This is a genomic window from Mizugakiibacter sediminis (assembly GCF_000953855.2).
Classification (GTDB): domain Bacteria; phylum Pseudomonadota; class Gammaproteobacteria; order Xanthomonadales; family Rhodanobacteraceae; genus Mizugakiibacter; species Mizugakiibacter sediminis.
In genome coordinates, this window is sequence record NZ_DF970194.1 from 1 (window position 1) to 26,249 (window position 26,249).

At 70.4% G+C, this 26,249-nt stretch carries 22 protein-coding genes; 5 read left to right on the plus strand and 17 right to left on the minus strand.

From position 1 onward, the window contains the following. Window positions 1–122: 122 nt before the first annotated feature. From MBSD_RS07755 to MBSD_RS07770, 4 genes are all read right to left on the minus strand, one after another. Window positions 123–1,202: a hypothetical protein gene (locus MBSD_RS07755; RefSeq protein WP_082306554.1), complete on the minus strand. Its 1,080-nt coding sequence runs from the start codon at window positions 1,200–1,202 to the stop codon at window positions 123–125. Window positions 1,203–1,299: 97 nt separating this feature from the next. After that, the gene (locus MBSD_RS07760) at window positions 1,300–2,073 is read right to left on the minus strand and encodes a TSCPD domain-containing protein (protein ID WP_062536637.1); all 774 of its coding nucleotides are present in this window, start codon (window positions 2,071–2,073) and stop codon (window positions 1,300–1,302) included. An 83-nt stretch (window positions 2,074–2,156) separates the two neighbouring features. Further along, window positions 2,157–2,501, minus strand: coding sequence for a hypothetical protein (locus tag MBSD_RS15430; protein ID WP_062536639.1), 345 nt, complete (start codon window positions 2,499–2,501; stop codon window positions 2,157–2,159). A 21-nt stretch (window positions 2,502–2,522) separates the two neighbouring features. Further along, window positions 2,523–4,670, minus strand: a complete 2,148-nt coding sequence (locus MBSD_RS07770) for an adenosylcobalamin-dependent ribonucleoside-diphosphate reductase (protein WP_062536640.1) — start codon at window positions 4,668–4,670, stop codon at window positions 2,523–2,525. 401 nt (window positions 4,671–5,071) lie between these two features. Between MBSD_RS07770 and MBSD_RS07775 the strand changes: the two genes are divergently transcribed. The 4 genes from MBSD_RS07775 to MBSD_RS07790 all read left to right on the plus strand — a co-directional run bounded on the left by MBSD_RS07775 (window position 5,072) and on the right by MBSD_RS07790 (window position 9,774). Continuing rightward, window positions 5,072–6,484: a Do family serine endopeptidase gene (locus MBSD_RS07775; RefSeq protein WP_425478100.1), complete on the plus strand. Its 1,413-nt coding sequence runs from the start codon at window positions 5,072–5,074 to the stop codon at window positions 6,482–6,484. Window positions 6,485–6,571: 87 nt separating this feature from the next. After that, the gene (locus MBSD_RS07780; RefSeq protein WP_062536642.1) at window positions 6,572–7,648 is read left to right on the plus strand and encodes a substrate-binding domain-containing protein; all 1,077 of its coding nucleotides are present in this window, start codon (window positions 6,572–6,574) and stop codon (window positions 7,646–7,648) included. A gap of 1 nt (window position 7,649) precedes the next feature. After that, a complete protein-coding gene (locus MBSD_RS07785) occupies window positions 7,650–8,360 on the plus strand; it encodes an HAD family hydrolase (protein ID WP_062536644.1) in 711 nt (236 codons plus the stop codon). Between the two features lie 34 nt (window positions 8,361–8,394). Further along, entirely contained in the window at window positions 8,395–9,774 is a 1,380-nt protein-coding gene (locus MBSD_RS07790; RefSeq protein ID WP_062536676.1) for a leucyl aminopeptidase family protein, read from the plus strand. Window positions 9,775–9,899: 125 nt separating this feature from the next. Here MBSD_RS07790 and MBSD_RS07795 read toward each other — a convergent pair whose 3' ends face one another. The 12 genes from MBSD_RS07795 to MBSD_RS07850 form a co-directional block, all read right to left on the minus strand. Further along, window positions 9,900–12,116 carry a carboxy terminal-processing peptidase gene (locus MBSD_RS07795; protein ID WP_082306555.1) on the minus strand — a complete coding sequence of 739 codons (2,217 nt, stop codon included), beginning with the start codon at window positions 12,114–12,116 and terminating at the stop codon, window positions 9,900–9,902. Between the two features lie 3 nt (window positions 12,117–12,119). Then, window positions 12,120–13,112 carry a lipoyl synthase gene (gene lipA / locus MBSD_RS07800; RefSeq protein ID WP_062536648.1) on the minus strand — a complete coding sequence of 331 codons (993 nt, stop codon included), beginning with the start codon at window positions 13,110–13,112 and terminating at the stop codon, window positions 12,120–12,122. Beyond that, a complete protein-coding gene (gene lipB, locus MBSD_RS07805) occupies window positions 13,109–13,822 on the minus strand; it encodes a lipoyl(octanoyl) transferase LipB (RefSeq protein ID WP_062536649.1) in 714 nt (237 codons plus the stop codon). Before lipB ends, lipA begins: the two co-directional genes overlap by 4 nt. A gap of 133 nt (window positions 13,823–13,955) precedes the next feature. Next, a complete protein-coding gene (locus MBSD_RS07810) occupies window positions 13,956–14,246 on the minus strand; it encodes a YbeD family protein (RefSeq protein ID WP_062536651.1) in 291 nt (96 codons plus the stop codon). After that, window positions 14,246–15,484, minus strand: coding sequence for a D-alanyl-D-alanine carboxypeptidase family protein (locus MBSD_RS07815; protein WP_062536653.1), 1,239 nt, complete (start codon window positions 15,482–15,484; stop codon window positions 14,246–14,248). The genes MBSD_RS07810 and MBSD_RS07815 overlap by 1 nt, the downstream gene beginning before the upstream one ends. A 36-nt stretch (window positions 15,485–15,520) precedes the next feature. Continuing rightward, window positions 15,521–16,402 (minus strand): septal ring lytic transglycosylase RlpA family protein, encoded by an 882-nt coding sequence (locus MBSD_RS07820; RefSeq protein ID WP_062536655.1) that lies wholly within the window; start codon window positions 16,400–16,402, stop codon window positions 15,521–15,523. Continuing rightward, window positions 16,399–17,415, minus strand: a complete 1,017-nt coding sequence (gene mltB, locus MBSD_RS07825) for a lytic murein transglycosylase B (RefSeq protein WP_062536657.1) — start codon at window positions 17,413–17,415, stop codon at window positions 16,399–16,401. Before mltB ends, MBSD_RS07820 begins: the two co-directional genes overlap by 4 nt. Window positions 17,416–17,478: 63 nt before the next feature. Next, complete coding sequence (gene rodA, locus MBSD_RS07830) at window positions 17,479–18,597, minus strand: rod shape-determining protein RodA (protein ID WP_062536659.1); 1,119 nt, start codon at window positions 18,595–18,597, stop codon at window positions 17,479–17,481. Then, window positions 18,594–20,486 (minus strand): penicillin-binding protein 2, encoded by a 1,893-nt coding sequence (gene mrdA / locus MBSD_RS07835; protein WP_062536661.1) that lies wholly within the window; start codon window positions 20,484–20,486, stop codon window positions 18,594–18,596. The genes rodA and mrdA overlap by 4 nt, the downstream gene beginning before the upstream one ends. Beyond that, window positions 20,483–20,974 (minus strand): rod shape-determining protein MreD, encoded by a 492-nt coding sequence (mreD, locus tag MBSD_RS07840; RefSeq protein WP_062536664.1) that lies wholly within the window; start codon window positions 20,972–20,974, stop codon window positions 20,483–20,485. Before mreD ends, mrdA begins: the two co-directional genes overlap by 4 nt. Continuing rightward, window positions 20,971–21,894 (minus strand): rod shape-determining protein MreC, encoded by a 924-nt coding sequence (mreC, locus tag MBSD_RS07845; RefSeq protein WP_062536666.1) that lies wholly within the window; start codon window positions 21,892–21,894, stop codon window positions 20,971–20,973. The genes mreD and mreC overlap by 4 nt, the downstream gene beginning before the upstream one ends. Before the next feature lie 34 nt (window positions 21,895–21,928). After that, the gene (locus MBSD_RS07850; protein WP_062536668.1) at window positions 21,929–22,975 is read right to left on the minus strand and encodes a rod shape-determining protein; all 1,047 of its coding nucleotides are present in this window, start codon (window positions 22,973–22,975) and stop codon (window positions 21,929–21,931) included. A gap of 307 nt (window positions 22,976–23,282) precedes the next feature. Here MBSD_RS07850 and MBSD_RS07855 point away from each other — a divergent pair, with 307 nt between their 5' ends. After that, window positions 23,283–24,218, plus strand: coding sequence for a carbohydrate kinase family protein (locus tag MBSD_RS07855; protein WP_062536670.1), 936 nt, complete (start codon window positions 23,283–23,285; stop codon window positions 24,216–24,218). 15 nt (window positions 24,219–24,233) lie between these two features. Here the strand turns inward: MBSD_RS07855 and recQ are convergent, their stop codons facing one another. Next, window positions 24,234–26,048 (minus strand): DNA helicase RecQ, encoded by a 1,815-nt coding sequence (recQ, locus tag MBSD_RS07860; protein WP_062536672.1) that lies wholly within the window; start codon window positions 26,046–26,048, stop codon window positions 24,234–24,236. Window positions 26,049–26,249 lie beyond the last annotated feature (201 nt).

Genomic DNA, 26,249 nt, shown 5'->3' on the forward strand with positions numbered 1-26,249 from the left:
ATCGTCTCAAAGGGCAGTTACACAGTTCAAATTACAGACTCTCGTTCATGGGAATGCCTCTCAATAGGGATGATGGGTCTCGCCTTACTTAACCCATCTTGCACGCCATACGCATACCCCCTTCATTCAGAACCCCTCTGGGACAGCCCGCGTGGCAATATCGCCTCCTCAGGGTTCTTGAGAGCAGATAGGATATTCTCAGAAACCTTATCGAGAAGCTTCTGCCCCCAAAACGGATCACGCATGTCGTAGTAAATGACTCTTATGTGCCTAAGGTCAAAAGGCACATCGTCCTCTGTTCCTGCGACAAGAACAACCGGTTTCTGCAGCGCGTGCGCCAACCCGAGTTCATAAAACACATTCGGATTTCTTGTCGTCAATTCCGCAACCAAAACCCTGGCCGCATTAATGCCAGACCAGATTTGGTCGATTATTTTGCCTGTACCGAATATCTCAGTATCTGCCCTGACAGGCTCTAGACCTGCCTTGCGAATTGCAGGGGCATAGATTTTTTCGTAATACGCGCCTATTGGTTCGACAAACGGCATCATTACAAAACACGAGTCACCCGAGGCAACTTTAACGTCCTTGCTGATCCTTCTCAGACGCTGTTGCTCATCTGAACCAGGCACCGACTCGGTCACATCAATGATGCGTGCGCGATCATCGACTCGTTGTACTAGCTTAGCGACTTCAAGAGATTGCTCGAATACAGATATAAAGTCCGGAATCTTGTCACGCGGAATGCCGAACTTGTCCTCAAGAGCATTCTCAAAAAAATTGCGATCAGGGAGATTCTCTCCTCGATAGTGTTCATAAACCTCTGCCACTTGAGGCGCTTTTAGGACAGCTTCCTGAAGCGCCTTCGTATCGTCACCCGGGCTTTGAGGACGTATTGCTCTGCGGGCCAACTCAGTTACCGCAATCCTTCCCGTAGTCGGCCTATCAAGCAGCCCAAATTTAATTGCAGAGCTAATCTCGAGACGAAACGGGCCACCATAACCGATGCCTACAAACCCAGCCGCATCTTGCTCAGAGCAATCTCTACCCGCGTTCTGGTCGATAATCGCCCTTGGAATACGTAGCACGCGGTCTAAGCTATGCCTCGGGTAGCTCGCCCTCTCTGGAGTAGGAGCTTTCCCTTTGCGTTTGCCCTTTTTCGACGCGCTATGGGCTTTTTTCGCGGCGGCACCTTTCGCCATGACTCAACCCTCATCCTGTGGAGTTGGTTGTGCAAACATTTGACGCAAAACGCGAAGAGCGGCCCAAGGGCCGCTCAACACGTTAACGCGCACGCGCTCACCCGCACTTCGAGTACCCGCAGTTCAGGCACGTCGCGCAGCCGTCCATGATGACGACGGCGTTGGTGTTGCACTTGTGGCACAGGGTGGCGCCGGGCGGGAAGGAGCCGTTGCCGTTGCCGGTCTCGGCTTCCGGCCGGCGCGCGGCTTCGGCGCCGGCGAGGTCGCGGCTTATTTCAGCGTTTTTTTTTGAGCTGGCGGCCTCGTAGGCCGCGCGCTTCTCGGCGATCAGCGCGCGCTGGGCGTCGCTCATCTCGGGGTCGCGGATCAGGCCGATCATCTTCATGTGCTGCTCCACCACCGCGCCGATCTCGGCGACGATGGAGGGCATGTAGACGCCGCCGGCCTTGAAGTAGCCGCCGCGCGGGTCGAACACGGCCTTCAGCTCCTCGACCAGGAAGGTCACGTCGCCGCCCTTGCGGAACACGGCGGACATGATGCGGGTCAGCGCCACGATCCACTGGAAGTGGTCCATGTTCTTCGAGTTGATGAAGATCTCGAAGGGGCGGCGCATTTCGTGCGGCGTGCCGGCGTTGAGCACGATGTCGTTGATGGTGACGTACAGCGCGTGCTCGAACAGCGGCGACTTGATCTTGTAGGTGGCGCCGACCAGGGTGTCCGGCCGCTCCACGCTCTCGTGCATCTGGATCACTTCCGCGGTGGGCGCGGCGGGCGCCTTCGCGGGGGCCGCGGCGGGCGCGGCTTCCTTGGCCTTGTCTTCCGGCTTGACGACGGCGTAGCCCTTGATCTTCTTGCCGATCTTGATCGTCATGACGCTTCTCTTGCTTTCCTGGGTACGCGGCCGCGGACGGTGAACGCCGGCCCGGCCGCACGGCCGGGCCGGGGCGTAGGGGATTACTTCCTGCGGCGGGCCGTCTTCTTGGCCGTCTTGCGGGCAGTCTTCTTCGCGGCCTTCTTGGCGACCTTGCGGACCGCCTTCTTCGCCACGCGCTTCTTCGCGGCCTTCTTCGCCGCCTTCTTGGCCACCCGCTTCTTGGCGACCTTCTTCGCCGCCTTCTTGGCGGCGCGCTTCGGCGCGGCCTTCTTCGCGGCCTTCTTGGCCGCCTTCTTCGCGGCCGGTTTCTTGGCGGCCTTCTTGCGCTTCGGCGCAGCCTTCTTCGCAGCAGGCATCGCCGGAGCAGCCGGCGCCGGCGCCGGCACGACCGGCAGCAGCGGTTCCATCGTGGTCATGTCGCTCATTTCGATTACCCCTCCGACTGGTCAGAACTTGCCGTAATACCCTTCCTTCAACGCATCGAACAAGTTGGCGGCGGTGTGGATCTCGCCGTCGTATTCCACTTCCTCGTTGCCCTTCAGTTCCACAACACTACCGTCCTCGAGCTCGAAGCGGTAGAGGGTGCTCTCGAGGTCGGCTTCCTTGACCAGCACACCCTGGAATGCGGCAGGGTTGAAGCGGAAGGTGGTGCAGCCCTTCAGGCCCTGCTTGTAGGCGTAGAAGTAGATGTCCTTGAAGTCTTCGTAGGGGTAGTCGGTCGGCACGTTGGCCGTCTTGGAGATCGACGAATCCACCCATTTTTGCGCCGCCGCCTGGATGTCGACGTGCGCCTTCGGCGTGATGTCGTCGGCGGAGACGAAGTAGTCCGGCAGCTTGGCCTTGGGGTCGTCGGAGAACGGCATCGCCTCGGCGTTGATCAGGGCGCGGTAGGCCAGCAGCTCGAAGCTGTAGACCTCGACCTTCTCCTTGGTCTTGCGGCCCTCGCGGATCACGTTGCGCGAGTAGTGGTGGGCGAAGCTGGGTTCGATGCCGTTGGAGGCGTTGTTGGCGAGCGACAGCGAGATCGTGCCGGTGGGCGCGATCGAGCTGTGGTGGGTGAAGCGGGCGCCGACCTCGGCCAGCTCGGCGACCAGGTCGGGGCGCACGGAGGCGAGGCGCTGCATGTAGCGCGAGTAGCGGGCGTGCAGCACGCGGCCGGGAACGACGTCGCCGACCTTGTAGCCGTCGGCCGCCATTTCCGGACGCTTGCGCAGCATTTCGCCGGTGACGGTGAAGTCCTCGGCCAGGATCGGCGCCGGGCCCTTCTCCTTGGACAGCGACAGCGCGACCTCCCAGCCGGCCACGGCCATCTCGCGGGCGACGTCCTCGGTGAAGGCGCAGGACTCCGGCGAGCCGTAGCTCATCTTCAGCATGGCCAGGGTGGAGCCCAGGCCGAGGAAGCCCATGCCGTGGCGGCGCTTGCGCAGGATCTCGTTGCGCTGCTGCTCCAGCGGCAGGCCGTTGATCTCGACCACGTTGTCGAGCATGCGCGTGAACACGCGCACCACCTCGCGGTATTCCTCCCAGTCGAAGCGCGCCTTCGGGCCGAACGGATCGCGCACGAAGGTGGTGAGATTCACCGAGCCGAGCAGGCAGGAGCCGTACGGCGGCAAGGGCTGCTCGCCGCACGGATTGGTGGCGCGGATGTTCTCGCACCACCAGTTGTTGTTCATCTCGTTGACGCGGTCGATCAGGATGAAGCCGGGCTCGGCGTAGTCGTACGTCGAGACCATGATCATGTCCCACAGGTGGCGCGCCTTGACGTGGCCGTAGATCTTGCAGGCCACCAGGCCGTCGTCGCGGGCGATGTAGTTCTCGTGGGTCGGCCACTCGCGCCAGACCACCTTGGACGGGTCGCCGAGGTCGATCTCGTCCTGCTCCTTGACGTGCACCGGAAACACCAGCGGCCAGTCGGCGTCGGCCTCGACCGCGCGCATGAACTCGTCGGTGATCAGCAGCGAGAGGTTGAACTGGCGCAGGCGGCCGTCCTCGCGCTTGGCGCGGATGAACTCGCGCACGTCGGGGTGGCTGACGTCGAAGGTGCCCATCTGCGCGCCGCGGCGGCCGCCGGCCGAGGACACGGTGAAGCACATCTTGTCGTAGATGTCCATGAACGACAGCGGGCCCGAGGTGTAGGCGCCGGCGCCCGACACGTAGGCGCCGCGCGGGCGCAGCGTCGAGAACTCGTAGCCGATGCCGCAGCCGGCCTTCAGCGTCAGGCCGGCCTCGTGCACGCGTTCGAGGATGTTGTCCATCGAATCGCGGATGGTGCCGGAGACGGTGCAGTTGATCGTCGAGGTGGCCGGCTTGTGCTCCAGCGCGCCGGCGTTGGAAGTGATGCGCCCGGCCGGGATGGCGCCGCGGCGCAGCGCCCACAGGAAGCGCTCGTTCCAGTACTCGCGCTTGTCCGGCGTGGCCTCGACCTCGGACAGCGCGCGCGCGATGCGCTTGTAGGTGTCGTCGACGGTGGCGTCGACCGGCTCGCCCTTCTTGGTCTTCAGACGGTACTTCTTGTCCCAGATGTCGTAGGACGCCGGTTGCAGCGGGATCTCCGCCGCGCCTCGTGTCAGGGCTTCCGCGCGCACCGTGCTCATCGTCTGTACGACCTCCTGCTTGTGTTCGTGCTGTTTTTTCTTGGCCACAGTCGTGGGGCTCGCTTGCGCTGGACGGGCACCGTCGCCGTCGAGGGGAAAATACTCCTGCCGACGCCGTCCCCGCCTGCGGCGGGGTCAAGGCGCCACGCTACGGTCAGTCCGCGTCTTCGGCATTCCGGAACCTTCAACCGCCCCCATGGTTGAGTGTTCGCGAACCCAAAGCATGGGTTCGTAACGTCCGCGCGGACACAAGATGTTGTGCTTGCGCGCGAGGGGGAACACTACGCCCGAGCCCGGGGAATGTAAAGCCCCGCTGAACCCCGCGCTGCGCGGAACCCGCGGGCGGCGCTACAGTCCCAGACTGGTCCGTCAACATTGCGACAGGAGTCGCCTCCGTGAGTTTGCGTACGACCCTCGGCCGGCTCGGCATCGCCGCGCTTCCGCTGGCCGGTTGCCTGATCGCGCTCGCCGTGCTGCCGTACGGCGGGCACGCCGAACCCCCGGTTTCCACCGCGCCCGCGGCGCCGGCCGCGGCCCCCCCGGCGTCGCCGCTGCCCTCGCTGGCGCCGATGCTGACGCGGGTGACGCCGGCGGTGGTGAACATCTCCTCGACCACGCACGTGCGCGTGCGCGATCCGTTCTTCGACGACCCGTTCTTCCGCCGCTTCTTCGGCGTGCCCGACACGCCGCGCGAGCGCGTCGAGCAGTCGCTGGGCTCGGGCGTGATCGTCGATGCCGGCAAAGGCTACGTGCTGACCAACAACCACGTGATCGCCGGCGCCGACGACATCACCGTCACCCTGCAGGACGGCCGCAACTTCAAGGCCAAGGTGGTGGGCGCCGATCCCGACACCGACGTGGCGGTGGTGCAGATCCCGGCGCAGAACCTGCGCGCGCTGCCGCTGGCGGACTCCTCGCAACTGCGCGTGGGCGACTACGTGGTGGCGGTGGGCGACCCGTTCGGGCTGGGCCAGACCGTCACCTCCGGCATCGTCTCCGCGCTGGGCCGCTCCGGCCTCGGCGACAACAGCTACCAGAACTTCATCCAGACCGACGCCTCGATCAACCCGGGCAATTCCGGCGGCGCGCTGGTCAACCTGCGCGGCGAGCTGGTCGGCGTCAACACCATGATCTACTCGCCTTCCGGCGGCAACGTCGGCATCGGCTTCGCCATCCCCTCCAACCTGGCCGGCGAGGTGATGCAGCAGCTGGTGCGCTACGGCACGGTCAAGCGCGGCAGCCTCGGCATCGACACGCAGGCGCTGACGCCGCGCATCGCCCGCGCGCTGGGCGTGGAGGCGAGCGCCGGCGCGGTGGTGACGCGCGTCGACGAGGGCTCGGCCGGCGACCGCGCCGGCCTCAAGCCCGGCGACGTGATCACCGCGGTCGACGGCCATCCGGTGCGCACGCCGCAGGACCTGCGCAACGCCGAGGGCCTGGCGCCGGTGGGCAGCGTGCTGAAGCTGGGCGTGCTGCGCGACGGCACGCCGCTGGTCGTCGGCGCGAAGGTGGAACCGGAGCGGCTCGCCAGCGCCGACGGCGGCCGCATCGACCCGCGGCTGGCCGGCGCCACGCTGGCCGACATCCCGCAGCGGCTGCGCCAGCAGGGCCTGTACGGCGTGCAGGTGACCGCGCTCAGCGCCGACAGCCGCGCCGCGGCCGCGGGGCTGCAGCAGGGCGACGTGGTGGTCGGCGTCAACCAGCGGCCGCTGGCCGACCTGCGCGCCCTGCGCGACGCGCTGGGCCAGCACCCGCGGCAGCTGATGCTGGCGGTGGTGCGCGGCGACAATCTGCTCTACCTGCTGATCGAATAGTCACAAACAGTGACGCAGCGCGCGCGCCGGAGCCGCGGCGGGGCCCATAATGCCCGCCGCATCCCTTTGCAGTAGAGCCGAACCACCATGGCCAAGACCGTTCTCACCATGCTCCTCGCCGCCCTCGTCGCCGCCTCCGGCGCCGCCGTGGCCGGCAAGCGCGGCAGCAAGCCCGCCGCCGCACCCGCGAAGGCCGCCGCCGGTGCGGACCGCACGCCGCTGACCTGGCGCGGCGACACGGTCACCTCGCGCGGCATCGCCGACGAGGTGGCGCGCGCCTGGCAGGCCAGCGGCCACGGCCCGATCAAGGTGGTCGCGTTCAACACCATCTCCGGCATCGACGCGGTCGCCAGCGGCGAGGCCGACCTCGCCGGCAGCGCGCGTCCGGCCGACCCCGGGCGCAGCGAGGAATCCGGCCTCAGCTTCACGCCGGTGGCCTGGGACGGCGTGGTGATGGTCACCAACGCGCGCAACCCGGTCGACGGCATCAGCCTGAAGCAGCTGCACGACATCTACTTCGGCAGGATCACCAACTGGAAGCAGCTCGGCGGCCGCGACGCGCCGATCAACCTGTACTCGGTGGCGAGCCCGCTGGACGGCATCGAGTACAGCCTGCGCGTGCTGCTGTTCAAGCGCGGCGACCAGCCGGTGGCGGCGCCGCGCCTGTACATGAACACGGCCAAGTTGGAGGAGGCGGTGACGCTGGACCCGAACGGCCTCGGCGCCACCATGCTGTCCAGCGCGCATGCCAACGACAAGCTGCGCATGATCCCGATCGAGGGCGTGCGGCCGACGCCGTCGGCGGTGGCCGACGGCAGCTATCCGCTGTACACGCCGCTGTACGTGGTGACGCGCGACGGCGGCCCGCACGCCGCCGCCGCGCGCGCCTTCGTCGAGTTCCTGCAGGGCGAGCACGCCGGGACGATCCTGCGCGAGCACGGCCTGCTGCCCTACGCCGACGGCCTGGCGCTGGCCGACAAGCGCGACGACCACCTGGCCTGGGTCGACGCCCGCGTGCGCGGGGTGACGCCGATGAACGGACCGCTGGCCGCGCCGCGCGCCACCTATTCCGCGCAGTCGTCGATCGCGCCGACCTCCGAGCGCACCGCCGAGGCGCGCCAGCGCGCGGCGAAGTCGCGCGAGAAGGACAAAGACGGCAACTGACGTGCGCATCCTCGCGCTGTCGCTCGACCTCGACGACACGCTCTGGCCGATCGCCCCGGCGATCGCGCGCGCCGAGCGCGCGCTCGACGCCTTCCTGCGCGCGCACTGCCCGGCGGTGGCCGAGGCCTTCCCGGTGCCGGCGATGCGCGCGCTGCGCGACCGCGTCGCCGTCGAGCATCCCGAGCTGGCGCACGACTTCAGCGCGCAGCGCCGGCTGTCGCTGGCGCGCGCCTTCGCCGCCTGCGGGCACGACGACGCGGCGCTGGTCGACGCCGCCTACGAGGCCTACTTCGCCGCGCGCAACGCCGTCGAACCCTACCCGGACGCGCTGCCGGCGCTCGCGCGTCTGGCCGCGCGGCTGCCGCTGGTCAGCGTCTCCAACGGCAACGCCGACCTCGAGCGCATCGGCCTCGCCCACCACTTCCGCGCCCGCGTCAGCGCGCGCGAGCACGGCGTCGGCAAGCCGGCGCCGTCGATCTTCCGCGCCGCCTGCGCCGCGCTGGAGGTGCCGCCGCAATGCGTGCTGCACGTCGGCGACGATCCGCTGCTGGACGTCGCCGGCGCGCGCGCCGCCGGCCTGCGCTCGGCCTGGCTGAACCGCGACGGCCGCGGCTGGGACCACGACGGCGTCGTTCCCGATCTCACCCTCCCCGACCTCGCCGCGCTGGCGGACTGGTGCGAGCGCCACGTCGAAGGCACGATGGCGGCCTGAGCCGGCGCCGTCGCGCCGCGTGGAGACCGTGACGATGGACTTGAGCCTCGCCGAACTGCGCCGCGGCGCGCGTGCCGTGCCCGTGGAAAGCGTCGACCGCGCGCGCCTCGCCGCCGCGCGCCGGCGTCTCGACACGGCGCAGCGGCGCTGGCTGGACGCCGCCGGCTTCGACGCCGCCGCCGGCACCTTCTGCCTGCTGCCCGACGCGCAGGGCCGCGCCGCGCGCGTGCTGGCCGGCGTCGACGCCGACGAGCCGCTGTGGGCGTTCGGCGCGCTGGCGCACGCGCTGCCCGAGGGCAACTACACCCTCGCCGAGGAAGGCGTGCTGGCCGAGCGCGAGCTGGCAGCGCTGGGCTGGGCGCTGGGCGCCTACCGCTACGTGCGTTACCGCGCGCCGAAGCGTGCGCCGGCGCGGCTGCTGCTGCCGAAGACCATGCTGGCCGCGCTGACGCCGCTGGTCGATGCCGCCGCACGCGTGCGCGATCTGGTCAACACGCCGACCGAGGACCTCGGCCCCGAGCAGCTCGCCGACGCGGTGCTTGCGCTGGCGAAGGAACACGGCGCGAAGACGCGCGCCTTCGTCGGCGAGCAGTTGCTGCAGGCCGGCTTCCCCACCATCCACGCGGTCGGCCGCGCCAGCCACCGCCCGCCGCGGCTGGTGGAACTCGCGTGGGGCGATCCCAAGCATCCGCGCCTGGTGCTGGTCGGCAAGGGCGTGTGCTTCGACTCCGGCGGCCTCGACCTCAAGACCAGCGAGGGCATGCGCTGGATGAAGAAGGACATGGGCGGCGCCGCGCACGCGCTGGCGCTGGCCGGGCTGGTGATGCAGGCGCGGCTGCCGGTGTGCCTGACCCTGCTGGTGCCGGCGGTGGAGAACGCCGTCGCCGGCAACGCGCTGCGCCCCGGCGAGGTGATCCGCACGCGCGCCGGCCACACCGTCGAGGTCGACAATACCGACGCCGAGGGCCGCTTGATCCTGTGCGACGCGCTGGCCTACGCCGCCGAGCAGCAGCCCGACCTGATCGTCGACTTCGCCACCCTGACCGGCGCGGCGCGCGTCGCCCTGGGCCCCGACCTGCCGGCGCTGTTCGCCAACCGCGACGACCTCGCCGACGCCGTGCTGGCGGCGGCGCGCGCGGTGCGCGATCCGCTGTGGCGGCTGCCGCTGTGGCGGCCGTACCGCAAGCTGCTGGAGTCCTACCTCGCCGACTTCGCCAACGCCGGCAGCTCGCGCCACGCCGGCGCGATCACCGCCGCGCTGTACCTCGAGCGCTTCGTGCCGGAGACGACGCCGTGGCTGCACGTCGACGTCTACGCCTGGAACGACGCCGACCGCCCCGGCCGGCCCAAGGGCGGCGAGGCGCAGGGGTTGCGGGCGTTCTTCCGTTTCCTCGAGGAGCGCTACGCGCGCTAGGCTGGGGCGACGGCGCGGCCGTGGCGTGACGGCGGAAGCCGCGTGCGGCTTCCCCCTGCGGCTTCGGCCGAAACGGCGACGCCCGGCGCGGGGCCGGGCGTCGGGGCGGTGTCGCGTGATCGCGCTCAGTCGATCGGCGATTTCTGCGCCGGCAGCACGCGCGCGGCGAGGCGCGTGTCGGCGTGCACCAGATCGACCTCGTCGGCGAGGATGTGCGCGGCCTCCTGCAGCAACACGTCGCGCGCGTCCTCGGCGGCCTTCTCCTCGGCCAGTTCCGTCTTCAGGCTGCGCTCGCCCGGCTGCAGGCCGTCGTCGATGCGCACCAGCGCATCGCTGCTGCCCGACGCCGGCTTCGCCGCCGTGGCCACGCCAGCCGGCGCCGCGCTCTTGCCCGCGGCGCCGGCCGACGCCTGCTGCAGCGCCTTCTCGCGCGCCTTGAACGCGGCCTGTTCGGCCTCGGTCTGCTTGCGCTCGCGCTCGCGCACGTCGTAGACCAGCGAGACCCTGGTCTGGTCGTGCGCGCGCTGCGCGGCGGCCAGCTCGTCGAGGTAGAGCTTCCATTCCGGATCGCGGGCGACGCGCGCGTCGTGGCGCTGCTTCAGCAGCGGCACCAACGGCGACAGGTCGGCGACCTTGCGGTACTGCGCCGGCGCGATCTGCGTCCACGGCAGCGCATTGTCGTAGCTGGACTCGCCGAAGTCGCCGGCGTCGACGGTCTTCGGGAAGACGATGTCCGGCGTGACGCCGCGCAACTGGGTGGAGCCGCCGTCGATGCGGAAGAACTCTTCCGTGGTCATCTTCAGCTCGCCGTACTCGGGCTTCTCGTTGCCCATCATCTCGTCGAGGTTGGCGAGGTTCTGCACGGTGCCCTTGCCGAAGGTCGGCTCGCCGATCACCAGGCCGCGGCCGTAGTCCTGGATCGCGGCGGCGAAGATCTCCGAGGCCGAGGCCGAGCCGCGGTTGACCAACACCGCCAGCGGGCCGCTCCAGGCCATGCCGGGATCGGTGTCGTCGTCCTCGACGATGCGGCCGTTGGCGGCGCGGCGCTGCACCACCGGGCCCTTGTCGATGAACAGGCCGGTCAGGCGCGTGGCTTCGTCCAGCGAGCCGCCGCCGTTGTTGCGCAGGTCGACGATCACGCCGTCGACCTTGGCCTGCTTCAGCTCGTCGAGCAGGCGGGCGACGTCGCGCGTGGCGCTCTTGAACTCGGGGTCGCCGCGGCGGCGCGCGTCGAAGTCCTGGTAGAAGGTCGGCAGGTCGATCACGCCGATCCTGCGCACGGCGCCGCCGTCCTTGACCTCGATGATCGACTTCTTCGCCGCCTGCTCCTCGATGCTGACCTTCTTGCGCACCAGCGCCACGTTGACGTGCTTGCCGTCGACGCCGGCGTCGGCCGGCAGGATCTCCAGGCGCACGGTGGTGTCCTTGGGCCCGCGGATCAGCTCGACCACGTCGTCGACGCGCCAGCCGACCACGTCGGTGATCGGCCCGGAAGTGCCTTGGCCGACGCCGACGATGCGATCGCCGACGTGCAGCTTGCCGGACTTCGCCGCCGGACCGCCGGGCACGATCTCGCGGATCTGCGTGTACTCGTCGCGCCGCTCCAGCACCGCGCCGATGCCCTCCAGCGACAGCTTCATGGCGATGTCGAAGTTCTGCGAGGCGCGCGGACCGAAATAGTTGGTGTGCGGATCGGTCGACGTCGCGTACGCGTTCATGAAGGTCTGGAACACGTCCTCGGCGTCGAGCTGCTGCACGCGGTCGAGGTAGTTGGCGTAGCGCTTGTCCAGCGTCTTGCGGATGTCGGCGTCGTTCTTGCCGGCGAGCTTGAGGCGCAGCCAGTCGTTCTTGACGCGGCGCCGCCACAGGTCGTTCACCTCGGCGTCGTCCTTCGGCCAGGCGGCGTTCTTGCGATCGTAGTCGTAGCTTTCGTCGACGCCGAAGTCGAAGCCTTTCGCCAGCAGGCCGCGCGCGTAGCCGAGGCGCTCGACCACGCGCTGCTCGTACAGGTTGAAGATGGCGAACGGCACGGCGAGGTCGCCGTTCCAGATCGCGTCGTCGAGCTGCGTGCGCGCGGCGCCGAAGCGATCGATGTCGGCCTGGGTGAAGAACAGCTTTTCGCCGTCGAGCGCGTCGAAGTAGGCCTTGAAGATCTTCTGCGACATCGCGTCGTCGAGCGGCTGCGGCGCGTAGTGGAAACGCGTCAGCGCCTGCGCCGACAGGTAGGCGGCCTTGGCCTCGGCCGGCGTGGGCTTGAGCAGCGGCGGCTGCGTCGGCGCGGCGGCGGCGGAGACCGCGAAGACCAGCAGGGAGACCAGCGCGATGCGCGGAAGCATGGGCATTCCTCAGGCGACTTCTTCGACGTAGCCGGCCGCGTGGGCCATCTCGTCGGCGTGGTAGGAGGAGCGCACCATCGGCCCGGAAGCGACGTGGGCGAAGCCCATCGCCATGCCGAGGTCGTGCAGCTCCCTGAATTCCTCCGGCGTCCAGTAGCGGCGCACCGGATGGTGGTGCGGCGACGGCTGCAGGTACTGGCCGATGGTGATCATGTCGACGTCGTGCGCGCGCAGGTCGCGCAGGGTGGCGAGCACCTGCTCGCGCGTCTCGCCGAGGCCGAGCATGATGCCGGACTTGGTCGGCACCTCGGGGTGCTGCGCCTTGAAGCGCTTCAGCAGGTCGAGCGACCAGGCGTAGTCGGCGCCCGGGCGCACCTCGCGGTAGAGGTCCGGCACCGTCTCGAGGTTGTGGTTGAACACGTCCGGCGGGAAGTCCTTCAGCACCTCCAGCGCGCGCTCCATGCGGCCCTTGCCGCGGAAGTCGGGCGTGAGGATCTCGATGCGCGTCGCCGGATTCTCGTAGCGCACCGCGCGGATGCAGGCGGCGAAATGCGCGGCGCCGCCGTCGCGCAGGTCGTCGCGGTCGACCGAGGTGATCACCACGTAGCGCAGGCCCATGTCGCGGATGGTGCGCGCCAGGCGCGCCGGTTCCAGCGGATCCGGCGGCTGCGGCCGGCCGTGGGCGACGTCGCAGAACGAGCAGCGCCGCGTGCACACGTCGCCGAGGATCATGAAGGTCGCGGTGCCCTTGCTGAAGCACTCGTGGATGTTGGGGCACGAGGCTTCCTCGCACACCGTCACCAGCGCGTTGGCGCGCAGCTTGTCCTTCAGCTTCTGCACCGCGTTGCCCTGCGGCAGGCGCACGCGGATCCACGACGGCTTGCGCAGCGTCGGCGCCGCGTTGTCGAAGCCGGCGCGGTTGCGCGCGATCTTGTCCTCGCCGGTCGCCTTGGCGCCGACCACGGCGATCGGGATGGTCTTGCCGGAAACGGAGTCGCTCATGCTGAAGCGGGCGTGCGCCCGCGCTCGCTGTGGGGGATGACGGGATCGGCCGCGCGGGCGGCGAAGCCGAACTGGCGGCAGAATTCCCGCACCAGCGCGTCCTCGACGTCCGCCAGCCGCGACGGACCGCCCAAGTCTAGCACCTGCGCGACCCGCAAACCCTTGTAACCGCACGGATTGATGCGCTGGAACGGTTCCAGGTCCATGGCCACGTTCAGGGCCAGGCCGTGGAAGGTGCAGCCGTGGCGCACGCGCAGGCCAAGCGCGCCGATCTTGGCCCCGGCCACGTAGATGCCCGGCGCGCCCTCGCGGCGCTCGGCGACGATGTTCCAGTCGGCCACGGCGTCGATCATCACCTGTTCGATGCGGCGCACGAACTCGCGCACGCCGATGCCGAGGCGGCGCAGGTCGAACAGCGGATAGCCGACGATCTGGCCGGGGCCGTGGTAGGTGACCTGGCCGCCGCGGTTGGTCGGCACCACCGGGATGTCGCCCGGCGCCAGCAGGTGCTCCGGCTTGCCGGCCTGGCCGAGCGTGAACACCGGCTCGTGTTCGAGCAGCCACAGCTCGTCCGGCGTGCCGTCGTCGCGCGCGTCGGTCAGCGCCTCCATCGCCCGCCAGGTGGTCTCGAAGCGCTGGCGGCCCAGGCGGCGTATCAGCAGGGGGCGGGGGAACTGGGAGACGGGAGACGGGAAAGGAGAGACGGTCACGACGTCGATTCCGGCAGGGCGTGGCGATACGGGTGGGGCGGTGGAATCACGTTGAGCTTCGAAAATGCGGCCGGCCGCAGCGCTTGCAATGGCCGGTCCGTCCCCGGTGACTGCGTTCCCGTCTCCCGGCCCCTCACAACGTATACCGGATATCCGGATCCGCCCGCAGCGCGGCGTGCGCGGCTTCGTACTTCTCGCGGGTCGGACAGGTGAAGCTGACGGTCACCGCCACGTAGCGGCCCTCGCGCGAGGGCCGCGTGCGCAGGCTGGCCTCCAGCACGCCCAGGCCCAGCCCGCGCAGGATCGCCGGCACGCGCGCCTCGAGGTCCGCGCCGGCGTGGCCCATCGCGGTGATCTCGAAGCTGCCCGGGAACTGGAAACCCTGGTCGGGCCGCTGCGGGTGGAGGGCGTCGAGGTCGCGCATCAGCGGGTATCCGGCTTCTGCTCCGGCGTGCTGCCCTTGCCGCCCTGGAACCACAGCAGCACGGCGTCGGACAGGCGCTTGAAGAAGCCGCCCTCCGGCGCGTCGACCAGCGCCACCAGCGGCCGCTCGGCGAGCGGCTTGCCGTCCAGGCTGACGCGCACGCTGCCGAGCTTCTGGCCCTTCTTGTACGGCGCGATCAGCGTCGCCGGCAGATCCATGCTCGCCTTGAGGTCGCCGTAGCGGCCGCGCGGGATGGTGACCAGCACGTCCTCGGCGACGCCGACCGGCAGCTGCGCCGCCTCGCCCTTCCACAGCGTCGGCGTCGCCACCGCCTTGCCGGCCGGGTACAGCACGTGCGTCTCGTAGAAGCGGAAGCCGTAGTTCAGCAGCGCCTGCGCGTCGTCGGCGCGCGCCTTCTCGCTGGGCGCGCCCATCACCACCGCGATCATGCGCGCGTCGCCCTGCTTGGCCGAGGCGGCCAGGCAGTAGCCGGCCTCCTTGGTGTGGCCGGTCTTGATGCCGTCCACGCTGGGATCGCGCCACAGCAGGGTGTTGCGGTTGTGCTGCTTGATGCCGTTCCACTCGAACTCCTTGATCGCGGAGATCGCGTAGTCCTCGGGGAAGTCGTGGATCAGCGCGCGCGACAGCACGGCGATGTCGCGCGCGGTGGTGTAGTGGTCGGGCGCCGGATAGCCGGAGGCGTTGACGTAGTGCGTGCCGGTCATGCCGAGGCGTTTGGCGTAGGCGTTCATCAGTCCGGCGAAGGTCTCCTCCGAGCCGGCGACGTGCTCGGCCAGCGCGATCGCGGCGTCGTTGCCGGACTGGATGATCATGCCGTACAGCAGGTCCTTCAGCGGCACCCTGGAGTTGACCTTGAGGAAGCTGGTCGAGCCGTCGGTGCCGGCGCCGCCGGATTTCCAGGCGTGCTCGCTGATGAACACCTGGTCGTCCATGCGCACCTTGCCGGCGGCCACCTCGGCGGAGACCACGTAGTCGGTCATCACCTTGGTGATCGAGGCCGGCTCGACGCGCAGGTCCGGGTCCTTGGCGGCGAGGATCTGGCCGGTGGCGTAGTCCATCAGCACCCAGCTCCTGGCGTCGAACTCCGGCGGCGGCGGAACCGGCGTCGCCGGCACCGCCGCCGCCGGTTTGGGCTGCGGCACCGGCGTGGCGGCGCCGGCCGCGGCGGCCAGCGCGGTCAGGGTGAGTGCGAGCAGGGTGCGGCAAAGCGGCTTCATGGCGGTTCCTGTGCTGAGGCGGTTCGGTGCTGCGGTTCAATCGTCCACGCTGGCCTGGACGTGCGGTATGCCCTCGCGCTCGAGGCGCGCGCTGATGCGGTCGGCGGCGTCCACGTCGGGCAGCGGGCCGATGCGCACGCGCGTCACCCGCCGGCCGTCGACCGTGGCCTCGCTGACGCCGACCGCCCCCACGCCCAGCGCGCGCAGGCGCGCGGCGAGCCGCGCGGCGTTGGCCGGGTCGGCGAACGCGCCGGCCTGAAGATACAGCCGCGGCGCCCCGCCTGCCGCTGTGACCGTGGGCGGCGGCGGCAGTTCCGGCGCGGCGGGGTCGATCGCGCGCACCTCGACCAGGCCGGTGCCCTTCGGCCAGATGCCGATGCGCACCGCGGCGGCGTAGGAGAGGTCGATCAGGCGGTTCTCGGCGAACGGGCCGCGGTCGTTGATGCGCACGATCACGCTCTTGCCGTTCTCGAGGTTGGTCACCCGCGCGTAGCTCGGCAGCGGCAGCGTCTTGTGCGCGGCGGTGAACGCGTACATGTCGTACGGTTCGAAGTTCGAGGTCATGTAGCCGTGGAACTTGTTGCCGTACCAGGAGGCGATGCCGCGCTCGACGTAGCCCTTCGCGTTCGGCAGCACGGTGTAGGTATGGCCCAGCACCGTGTACGGCGACTTGTTGCCGTAGCGCGAGCGCGGCTCGATTTTCGGCAGCGGTTCGGGCAATCGGCTGACGTCAATCGGCGGCGCGCCGGGGCCGCCGTCGCGGTCGAGGCGGTAGCGGCTGGACTGCGGCAGGGTGGTGTCGTCGACGCCGCCGCCCGGCGCCGCCGGCGCGCCGGTCGCCTGCGGGCGCGGACGCTCGTGCGCGCAGCCGGCCAGCAGCAGCGCGGCGCAGACGAGCCCGCCGAGCGCGCGCCTCATCGGCCGAGGTCCGCCTGCGCCACGTCCGCGGCGATCGCCTGCGCCAGTTGATGCACGGCCATCGCGTACAGCGGGCTGCGGTTGTAGCGCGTGATCACCTGGAAGTTGCGGTAGACCGCCCAGTACTCCGGGCCGTCCGCGCCGTCCAGCGTCAGCAGCGCGGCCGGGCGCGCCGGATCGACGTGCACGAACGGCGCGTAGCCCCAGGCTTCCAGCTGGCCCATGGTGGCGTTCGGCGCGACGCCGTCGCTGGCGACGTCCCGCGCGTCGGCCGCGCGCTGCAGGCGCGCGGCCACCGGCGCGCCGCCCTCCCAGCCGTGCGCGGCGAAGTAGTTGGCGACGCTGGCGACCACGTCGGGCAGCGAATTCCACAGGTCGATGGTGCCGTCGCCGTCGTAGTCGCGCGCGTAGGCGGCGATGCTGGAGGGCATGAACTGGCCCCAGCCCATCGCGCCGGCGTAGGAGCCGGTCAACTGGTCGAGCGGCTTGGGCAGCGTGTGCGGCGGCAGCGCGAACAGCTGCTCCAGCTCGCCGCGGAAGAAAGCGGCGCGCGGCGGATAGTGGAAGGCCAGCGTGGCCAGCGCGTCGATCACGCGGTAGCGGCCGGTGATGCGCCCGTAGCCGGTCTCGACGCCGAGGATCGCCACCACGTACTCGGGCGCCACGCCGAACTCGCGCGCGGCGCGCTCCAGCAGCGCGCGGTGCGCCTGGTAGAAGGCCACGCCGTCGGCGATGCGGCGGTCGGTGACGAAGATCGGCCGGTAATCCTTCCACGGCTTGGCCTCGGCCGGGCGGCTGATCGCGTCGATGATGCTCTGCTGGTACTGCGCCGCCTCCAGCGCGGCCAGGATCTTCGCCTCGTCCAGCCGGTGGCGCGCCGCCACCTCGCGCGCGAAGGCGCGTTCGCCGGGGTGGGCCTCGGCGGCGGTGGATGCGACCGTGGGCTCGGCGGCGGTCGGCGCGAACGCGGGAAGGAGGGCCAGCAGCGGAAGGGCGCGGATCAGCCAGGGCATCGTTCTTCGGGACGGCGCGCGGCGTGCGTGTGCGCCGCGGCGGGGCTAGGGTAACACGCAGGATCAGGACTCGATCAGCTTGCGGTGCGCGTGGATCGACATCAGCACGCCGAAGCCGGTCAGCAGCGAGACCGCCGAGGTGCCGCCGTAGCTGATCAGCGGCAGCGGCACGCCGACCACCGGCAAGAGGCCGGTGATCATGCCGCCGTTGACGATCACGTAGACGAAGAAGCTCATGGCGATCGCGCCGGCCAGCAGGCGCGAATAGGTGTCGCGCGCGTTCATCGCGATCCACAGGCTGCGGCCGATGATGAACGCGTACAGCGCCAGCAGCGCGCACACGCCGATCAGGCCGAACTCCTCGGAGAACACCGCGAACACGAAGTCGGTGGTGTGCTCGGGCAGGAACTCCAGGCGCGACTGCGTGCCGTGGTGGAAGCCCTTGCCGAAAACGCCGCCCGAGCCCACCGCGATCTTCGACTGGATGATGTGCCAGCCGTTGCCGAGCGGATCGGCCTCCGGGTCGAGGAACATGCGCACGCGGTTGCGCTGGTATTCGTGCATGAAGTGCCAGGCCACCGGCGCGGCGGCGGCGACCGCGCCGACCAGCGCGCCGATGCGCCACCACGACAGCCCGGACAGGAACAGCGCGAACGCGCCGGAGGCGGCGACCAGCAGCGCGGTGCCGAGGTCGGGCTGCTCGGCGATCAGGCCGGCCGGCAGGGCGATCAGCGCGCCGACCACGGCGGTGTGCTTCCACGACGGCGGCAGCGCCCGCGGGTGCAGGTACCAGGCGACCATCATCGGCATGGTCAGCTTGAGCAGCTCCGACGGCTGGAAGCGCACGATCTTCAGATCCAGCCAGCGGTAGGCGCCGCGGCCCTCGCCCATCACCGCCACTACCACCAGCAGCAGCACGCTGAAGGCGTACAGCCACGGCGTCCAGGTGCGCAGCGTCGCCGGCGGGATGCGCGAGATCAGCAGCAGCAGTGCGCCGCCCAGCACGAAGCGCGCGCCCTGGTTCAGCACCGTGCCGAGGTCGAGGTCGCTGGCGCTGTACAGCGTCAGCAGGCCGGTCGCGGCGACCGCCGCCAGCGCGCCGGCCAGCGGCAGGTCGAGCCGCGGCCGCGTCAGCACGCGGTCGACGAAGCGGCGCAGGCGCGCGTACAGCACGGCGATCATCGCCCGTCCCCCGCGGCGGCCACCGCCGGCGCCGCCTGCTCGGCGGCCCAGGCGTCCATGATCCGGCGCGCGATCGGCGCCGCGTCCTTGCCGCCCCAGGCGCCGGCCTCCAGCACCACCGCCACGGCGATGCGCGGCGCGTCGGCCGGCGTGAAGCCGATGAACAGCGCGCGGTGGCGTGCGGCCAGTTCGGCGTCGCTGCCGCGCGGCTCGTAGGCGTCGGTGGTGCGCGAGTAGCGCTCGGCGGTGCCGGTCTTGCCGGCGATCAGGTAGGGGAAGCCGGCGGCGATGCCGCGCGCCGTGCCCTTGGCGCCGTTGACCACTTCCAGCATGCCTTGCTCGATCGGCGCCCAGTCGGCGGGATTGCGGATCACGCTGGCCGCGCTGCGCGCCGGCGGCGCCGCCGGCACCAGCGGCGCGCCGAGGCCGTTCTGCGTGGCGTGCAGCAGGTGCGGCGTGCGGTCGACGCCGCGGTTGGCCAGCATCGCCACCGCGTGGGCGAGCTGCAGCGGCGTGACCACCCAATAACCTTGGCCGATGCCGGCGATCACCGTCTCGCCGAGATACCAGGGTTTGCCGAAGGTGGCGCGCTTCCACGCGCTCGACGGCAGCACCCCCGCGCCCTCGCCGGGCAGGTCGATGCCGGTGGCGCGGCCGAAGCCGAACTTGCCCATGAACGCGGCCATGCGGTCGATGCCCATGTCCAGCGCCAGCGCGTAGAAGTAGGTGTTGACGGACTGCGCGATCGCCTGCACCAGGTCGACGCGGCCCTGGCCGCCGCGCACGTCGTCGCGGTAGCCGCGCGACTGCCCGGGGATGAAGAACTCGCCGGTGGACAGCACGGTGTCCTCCGGCCGGCGCAGGCCGTACTCCAGGCCGGCCAGGCCGAGGAACGGCTTGACCGTCGAGCCCGGCGGATAGCGGCCGCGCAGCGCGCGGTCCAGCAGCGGCCTGTCCGGCGCTTCCAGCAGCGCCGTGTAGTCGCCCTGGGCGATGCCGTTGACGAACAGGTTGGGGTCGAAGCTCGGCACGCTGACCATCGCCAGCACTTCGCCGTTGCGCGGGTCGATCGCCACCGCCGCGCCGGCGCGCCCGGCGAAGGCCTGTTCGGCGGCGTGCTGCAGACGCGCGTCGAGGCTGAGATAGAGATTGCGGCCCGGCTTCGGCGGCACCGTCTCCAGCACGCGCTGCACGCGCTGGTCGGCGTTGACCTCGACCAGCTGATAGCCCGGCTCGCCGTGCAGGAGGTCCTCGTACTGGCGCTCGATGCCGGTCTTGCCGATGTGGGTGGTGCCGACGTAGCGGTCGGCGTCGAGCTTGTCGAGGTCGTTGTCGTCGATGCGCGCGACGTAGCCGACCACGTGCGCGAAGCTTTCGCCCTGCGGATAGCGCCGCGTCAGGTAGGGCACCACGCTGACGCCGGGGAAGCGCCACTGGTTGACGGCGAAGCGGCCGATCTCGTCCTCGGTCAGCTTCAGCTTCAGCGGCACGCTCTGGAAGGCGCGGTGCTGGCGCAGCTGCTGGCGGAAGCGCTTGAGGTCGTCGTCGCCGAGCGGCACCAGCGCGCCGAGGCGCGCCAGCATCGCGTCCATGTCCTTGACGCGCTCGGGCACCACCTCGAGGCGGAACGCCGGCACGTTGTCGGCCAGCAGCACGCCGTTGCGGTCGTAGATCAGCCCGCGCGCCGGCGGCAGGTGCACCACGTGCACGCGGTTCTGCTCGGAGCGCGCGGAAAACTCGTCGTGGTGCAGCACCTGCAGCCAGACGAAGCGCGCCACCAGCACCAGCAGGCCCGCCAGGATCGCCGCGAAGCCGACCACGGCCCGCGCGCGGAACAGCGCGGCCTCGCCGCGCGCGTCCTTGATCGCCGTGTGCGGGCGCCGCCTCATGCCTCGTGCACGCGCAGCCGGGCGCGCAGGTCGTCCAGCAGCAGGAACAGGAACGGCCAGACCAGCGTGCCGGTGAACGGCTCCAGCCAATAGCTCGCCGGCGGCAGCGGGTCGCCGGCGAAGGCGCGCACCATCAGCAGCAGCACGCGGTCGTTCAGCAGCAGCGCGAACACCGCCAGCGCCTGCTGCCACATCGGGAAGAAGCGCAGCCGCGCGCGGAAGCGCAGCGCGATGAATACCAGCGCGGTCAGGCGCAGCGCCTGCTCGCCGAGCAGGGCGCCGTTCAACAGGTCGGCGAACAGGCCGATCGCGAATGCCAGGCCGAGGCCGACGTGCTCCGGCGCCTCCAGCGCCCAGAAGATCAGCACCAGCGCCGGCCAGTACGGCTTCAGCGGCACCAGCGCCGCAGGCAGCGGCGCCAGGGTCAGCAGCAGCGCGGCGGCGAGGCTGCCGGCCAGCAGCAGGAACCGGGCGCGCGGGCGGGTCACGGCGACGTCCCCGCGGTGGCGGTGTTCGGTGCGAGCTGCGCCGGCGGCCCCACCGGCGGCACCGGTTCCGGCGGCCCGGCCGGTTCGGCCAGGTCGTGCAGCAGCAGCACCTCGCCGCTGCGGTCGAGCGCCGCCGCCGGCCGCGCGACCGCCACCGCGAACATGCCGGCCTGGTCCGGCGCCACCTGCACGATCTCGCCGACCGGAAAGCCGGCCGGGAAGCGTCCGCCCAGCCCGGAGGTGACCAGCTTGTCGCCGACGCGCACGTGCGCCGACAGCGGGATGGTCGGCAGCTTCAGGCGGTCGATCGCGCCGGTGCCGTAAGCGACCGTGCGCAGGCCGGTGCGTTCGACCGTCACCGGAATGGCGTGGTTGGGATCGGTGATCAGCATGGCGACGGCGGTGTGCGGCAGCACCTCGACCACCTGCCCCATCACGCCGTGCGCATCGATCACCACCTGGCCGGCCTTGACGCCCTCGCGGGCGCCGGCGTCGAGCACGATGCGGTGGCGGTAGGGATCGACGTCGATGTCGAGCAGGCGCGCCAGCTGCACGTTCATGCCGAGCGAGTGGCGCACGTCGAGCAGCTCGCGCAGGCGCTGGTTCTGGTCGGCGACGGCGCCGAGGCGGTTCAGCCGCGCCTGCGCCAGCAGCAGCGCCTCGCGCAGGCGGCGGTTCTCCTCGGTGAGGTCCCTGCGCTCGACGAAGGCGAGGCGCGCGTCCTGCACCAGCGCGGCGGGCAGCGCGGCGAGGCGGTACACCGGTTCGACCACCAGCGCGCCGGCGTAGCGCAGCCGCGCCAGCCAGCCGCCGCGCTGGTCGACCACCATCAGCACGACGGCGAGCGCGAGATAGCCGATCAGGCGCAGCGTGCCCGCAGCGGTATCGGAAAACAGCGGTGCGGTACCGTTGCGCGCCATCGCGTGCGGGCTGTCCCCCGGCGCCGAGCGCGATTTACTCGGCGGTGAAGAAGTCGCTGCCGTGCTGGTCGATCAGTTCCAGCGCACGGCCGCCGCCACGCGCGACGCAGGTGAGCGGATCGTCGGCCACCTGCACGTGCAGGCCGGTCTCCTCGGAGATCAGGCGGTCGAGGTCGCGCAGCAGCGCGCCGCCGCCGGTCAGCACGATGCCGCGCTCGGCGACGTCCGAGCACAGCTCGGGCGGGGTCTGCTCCAGCGCCGACTTGACCGCGGCGACGATGCCGCTGAGCGGCTCGTGCAGCGCCTCCAGCACCTCGTTGGAATTGATCGTGAACATGCGCGGCACGCCCTCGGCGAGATTGCGGCCGGAGACCTCGATCTCCTTGACCTCGCTCTGCGGGTAGGCGCAGCCGACCTCGAGCTTGATGCGCTCGGCGGTGGACTCGCCGATCAGCGTGCCGTGGTTGCGGCGCACGTAGTTGATGATCGCCTCGTCGAAGCGGTCGCCGCCGATGCGCACCGACTGCGAGTAGACGATGCCGTTCAGCGAGATCACCGCCACCTCGGAGGTGCCGCCGCCGATGTCCAGCACCATCGACCCGCGCGCCTCGTGCACCGGGATGCCGGCGCCGATCGCCGCAGCCATCGGCTCCTCGATCAGGAACACGTCGCGGGCGCCGGCACCCTCGGCGGACTCCTTGATCGCGCGGCGCTCGACCTGGGTCGAGCCGCACGGCACGCACACCAGCACGCGCGGGCTGGGGCGCAGCATGCGCGACTTGTGCACCTGGCGGATGAAGTGCTGCAGCATCGCCTCGGTCATGGTGAAGTCGGCGATCACGCCGTCCTTCATCGGCCGGATGGTGACGATCGAGCCGGGCGTGCGGCCGAGCATGCGCTTGGCGTCGCTGCCCACCGCCTCGACCTTGCGCGAGCCGCCCGGGCCGCGGTCCTGGCGCAGGGCCACCACCGACGGCTCGTTGAGGACGATGCCCTGGCCGCGCACGTAGATCAGCGTGTTGGCGGTGCCGAGGTCGATCGAGATGTCGTTGGAGAAGAGTCCCCGAAGCTGCTTGAACATGGTGCGCGGCGAGCCCGGCAAAAAGGGGTGCGAAAGGGCGTGAGTCTAGTGAGCGGTGCCCCCTCGCGCAAGCGAATCCCGCGTTAAAAATGCCTTGCCGCGCGTGGGGATGCGGGGCATTTCACATCCGGCGCCTCGGCAGCGGCGGCGCCCGCGCGGACCCGTCCGGCTCGAATTGGCGCGACCGACACGGTAGGATCGCGCGCTGCACGCGCGCCGACCCCCTGCGCGGCCCGTCCGCGCCCCGCGCCGGCCGGCGTCCGGCCGGCGTGCTGTCCGATCCAAACACCCCGGGAACGCGAACGGCATGTCTGCTCTGATCTGCGGCTCGCTGGCCTACGACACCATCATGGTGTTCCAGGACCAGTTCAAGAACCACATCCTGCCGGACAAGGTGCACATCCTGAACGTGTCGTTCCTGGTGCCGCGCATGCGCCGCGAGTTCGGCGGTTGCGCCGGCAACATCGCCTACAACCTCAAGCTGCTGGGCGGCGACCCCATCCCGATGGCGACGGTCGGCCAGGACTTCGGCCCCTACCGCGCCTGGTTCCAGCAACAGGGCATCCGCCTCGATCACGTCAAGGTGCTCGACGATCTCTACACCGCACAGGCGTTCGTCACCACCGACCTCGACAACAACCAGATCACCGCCTTCCATCCCGGCGCGATGATGCGTTCGCACGAGAACCACGTGCGCGACGTGCAGGGGGTCACTTTCGGCATCGTCGCGCCCGACGGCCGCGAGGCGATGCTGCAAAACGCCCGCGAGTTCGCCGAGCTGGGCGTGCCCTTCATCTTCGATCCCGGCCAGGCGATGCCGCTGTTCAGCAGCGAGGAGTTCCGCAACTTCATCGAGCTGGCCGACTACGTGGTGGTCAACGACTACGAGTCGAACCTGCTGCAGGAACGCACGGGCTGGAACGAGCAGCAGATCGCGCGCAAGGTGCGCGCCTACATCACCACGCACGGCCCGCGCGGCTCGGTGATCCACACGGCCGACGGCATCCACCCGATCCCGCCGGCGCACGAGCGCCGCATCACCGATCCGACCGGCTGCGGCGACGCCTACCGCGCCGGCCTGATCTTCGGCCTGATGCGCGGCTACGACCTGCCGACCTGCGGACGCATGGCCTCGCTGATGGGCGCGCTCAAGGTCGAGCACCCGGGCACGCAGAACCAGCGCTTCACCTACGCCGAGTTCGCCGACCAGTTCCGCCAGCAGTTCGGCTACGCGTTGCCCTGAGGCCGCGCCGCGCGCTCACGTCGCGGCGTGCTCGCGCACCACGTCGACGAAGGCTTGGCCGTAGCGCTCCAGCTTGCGCGCGCCGACGCCGCCGATTTCCGCCAGCGCGGCGAGGTCGTGCGGCCGGCGCGCGGCGATCTCCTGCAGCGTGGCGTCGTGGAAGATCACGTACGGCGGCACGCCCTGCTCGCGCGCCAGCGCCAGGCGCTTGGCCCGCAGCGCCTCCCACAGAGCGGCGTCGACCCGGGTGGCGATTTCGGAGGCGGTGCGGGCGTCGCCACGCCGGCGCGCACGCGGCGGCGCGGCGTCGGTGCGGAAGCTGACCGTTTCCTCGCCTCTCAGCACCGGTTTGCTGGCCGCGGTCAGGCGCAACGCACCATAGCCTTCCAGGTCGACCGCCAGCAGCCCGCGCGCCACCAGCTGACGCAGCACGCTGCGCCATTGCCGCTCTTCGAGCGCCGAGCCGATGCCGAACGTGCTGAGGCGGTCGTGGCCGAACTGGCGCACCTTGTCGGTGGCGCGGCCGAGCAGCACGTCGACCACGTGCGCCGCGCCGAAGCGCTGGCCGGTGCGGTACACGCACGACAGCGCCTGCCGCGCCGCCAGCGTGCCGTCCCAGGTCTGCGGCGGCGCCAGGCAGTTGTCGCAGCGGCCGCAGGGGCCGCGGTAGGCCTCGCCGAAATAGCCGAGCAGGGTCTCGCGGCGGCAGCGCGTCGACTCGCAGAAACCGAGCAGCGCCTCCAGGCGCTGGCGCTCGAGCCGCTTGCGCTCCTCGCCGGCCTCGGAGGATTCGATCATCTGCCGCAGCGTCACCACGTCGCCGAGGCCGTAGGCCAGCCAGGCGTCCGACGGCAGACCGTCGCGGCCGGCGCGGCCGGTCTCCTGGTAATAGCCCTCGATGCTGCGCGGCAGGTCGAGATGGGCGACAAAGCGCACGTTGGGCTTGTCGATGCCCATGCCGAAGGCGATCGTCGCCACCATCACCACGCCCTCCTCGCGCAGGAAGCGCGTCTGGTGCGCGCTGCGCGTGCCCGCGTCGAGGCCGGCGTGATAAGGCAAGGCGGCGTAGCCGCGCGCCTGCAGCCAGGCTGCGGTGGCTTCCACCTTCCTGCGCGACAGGCAATAGACGATGCCGGCCTCGCCCGGATGCGCGTCGAGCAGCGCCTGCAGGCCGCGGCGCGCGTCACCGCCGCCCTTGGCGGCGATGGCGTAGCGGATGTTGGGCCGGTCGAAGCTGGAGACGAAGCGGCGCGCCTCGCCGAGGCCGAGGCAGCGCACGATCTCCTCGCGCGTGGGCGCATCGGCGGTGGCGGTCAGCGCGATGCGCGGCACGCGCGGATAGCGCTCGTGCAGCATCGACAACTGCCGGTACTCGGGGCGGAAGTCGTGGCCCCACTGCGAGACGCAATGCGCCTCGTCGATCGCGAACAGCGCGATCTCGACGCGGTCCAGCATGTCGAGGAAGCGCGGCGTCAGCAAACGTTCCGGCGCGACATAGAGCAGATCGAGCGCGCCGGCGAGGAAGGCGCGTTCGACCTCGGCCGCCGCGGCGCCGTCCAGGCTGGAGTTGAGATAGGCCGCGCCGACGCCGGCCTCGCGCAGCGCGTCGACCTGGTCCTGCATCAGCGCGATCAGCGGCGAGACCACCACTGCCGTGCCGGAGCGCAGCAACGCGGGGATCTGGTAGCACAGCGATTTGCCGCCGCCGGTCGGCATCAGCACCAGCGCGTCGCCGCCTCCGGCGACGTGTTCGACGATCGCGCGCTGCTCGCCGCGGAATTCGGCGTAGCCGAACACGCGGCGCAGGATTTGCTCGGGGTTTTGCTCCATCCGCCGGATGGTAGACGCTCGCAGCCATGGACGAACAGCGCGCGCTTCCGCCGCGTCGATCGGCGCTGCAGGCGCACGCCGCCGACCGCCGTCAACGGCGCGAGGCCACCGCCCAACGAATGTGCGGAAGAATCGTTGTGCTACCGGTGCCCGTCGTCGGCCACGTCCGCGGGACCGCAGGCCGTGGTCATGCAGGTGGCG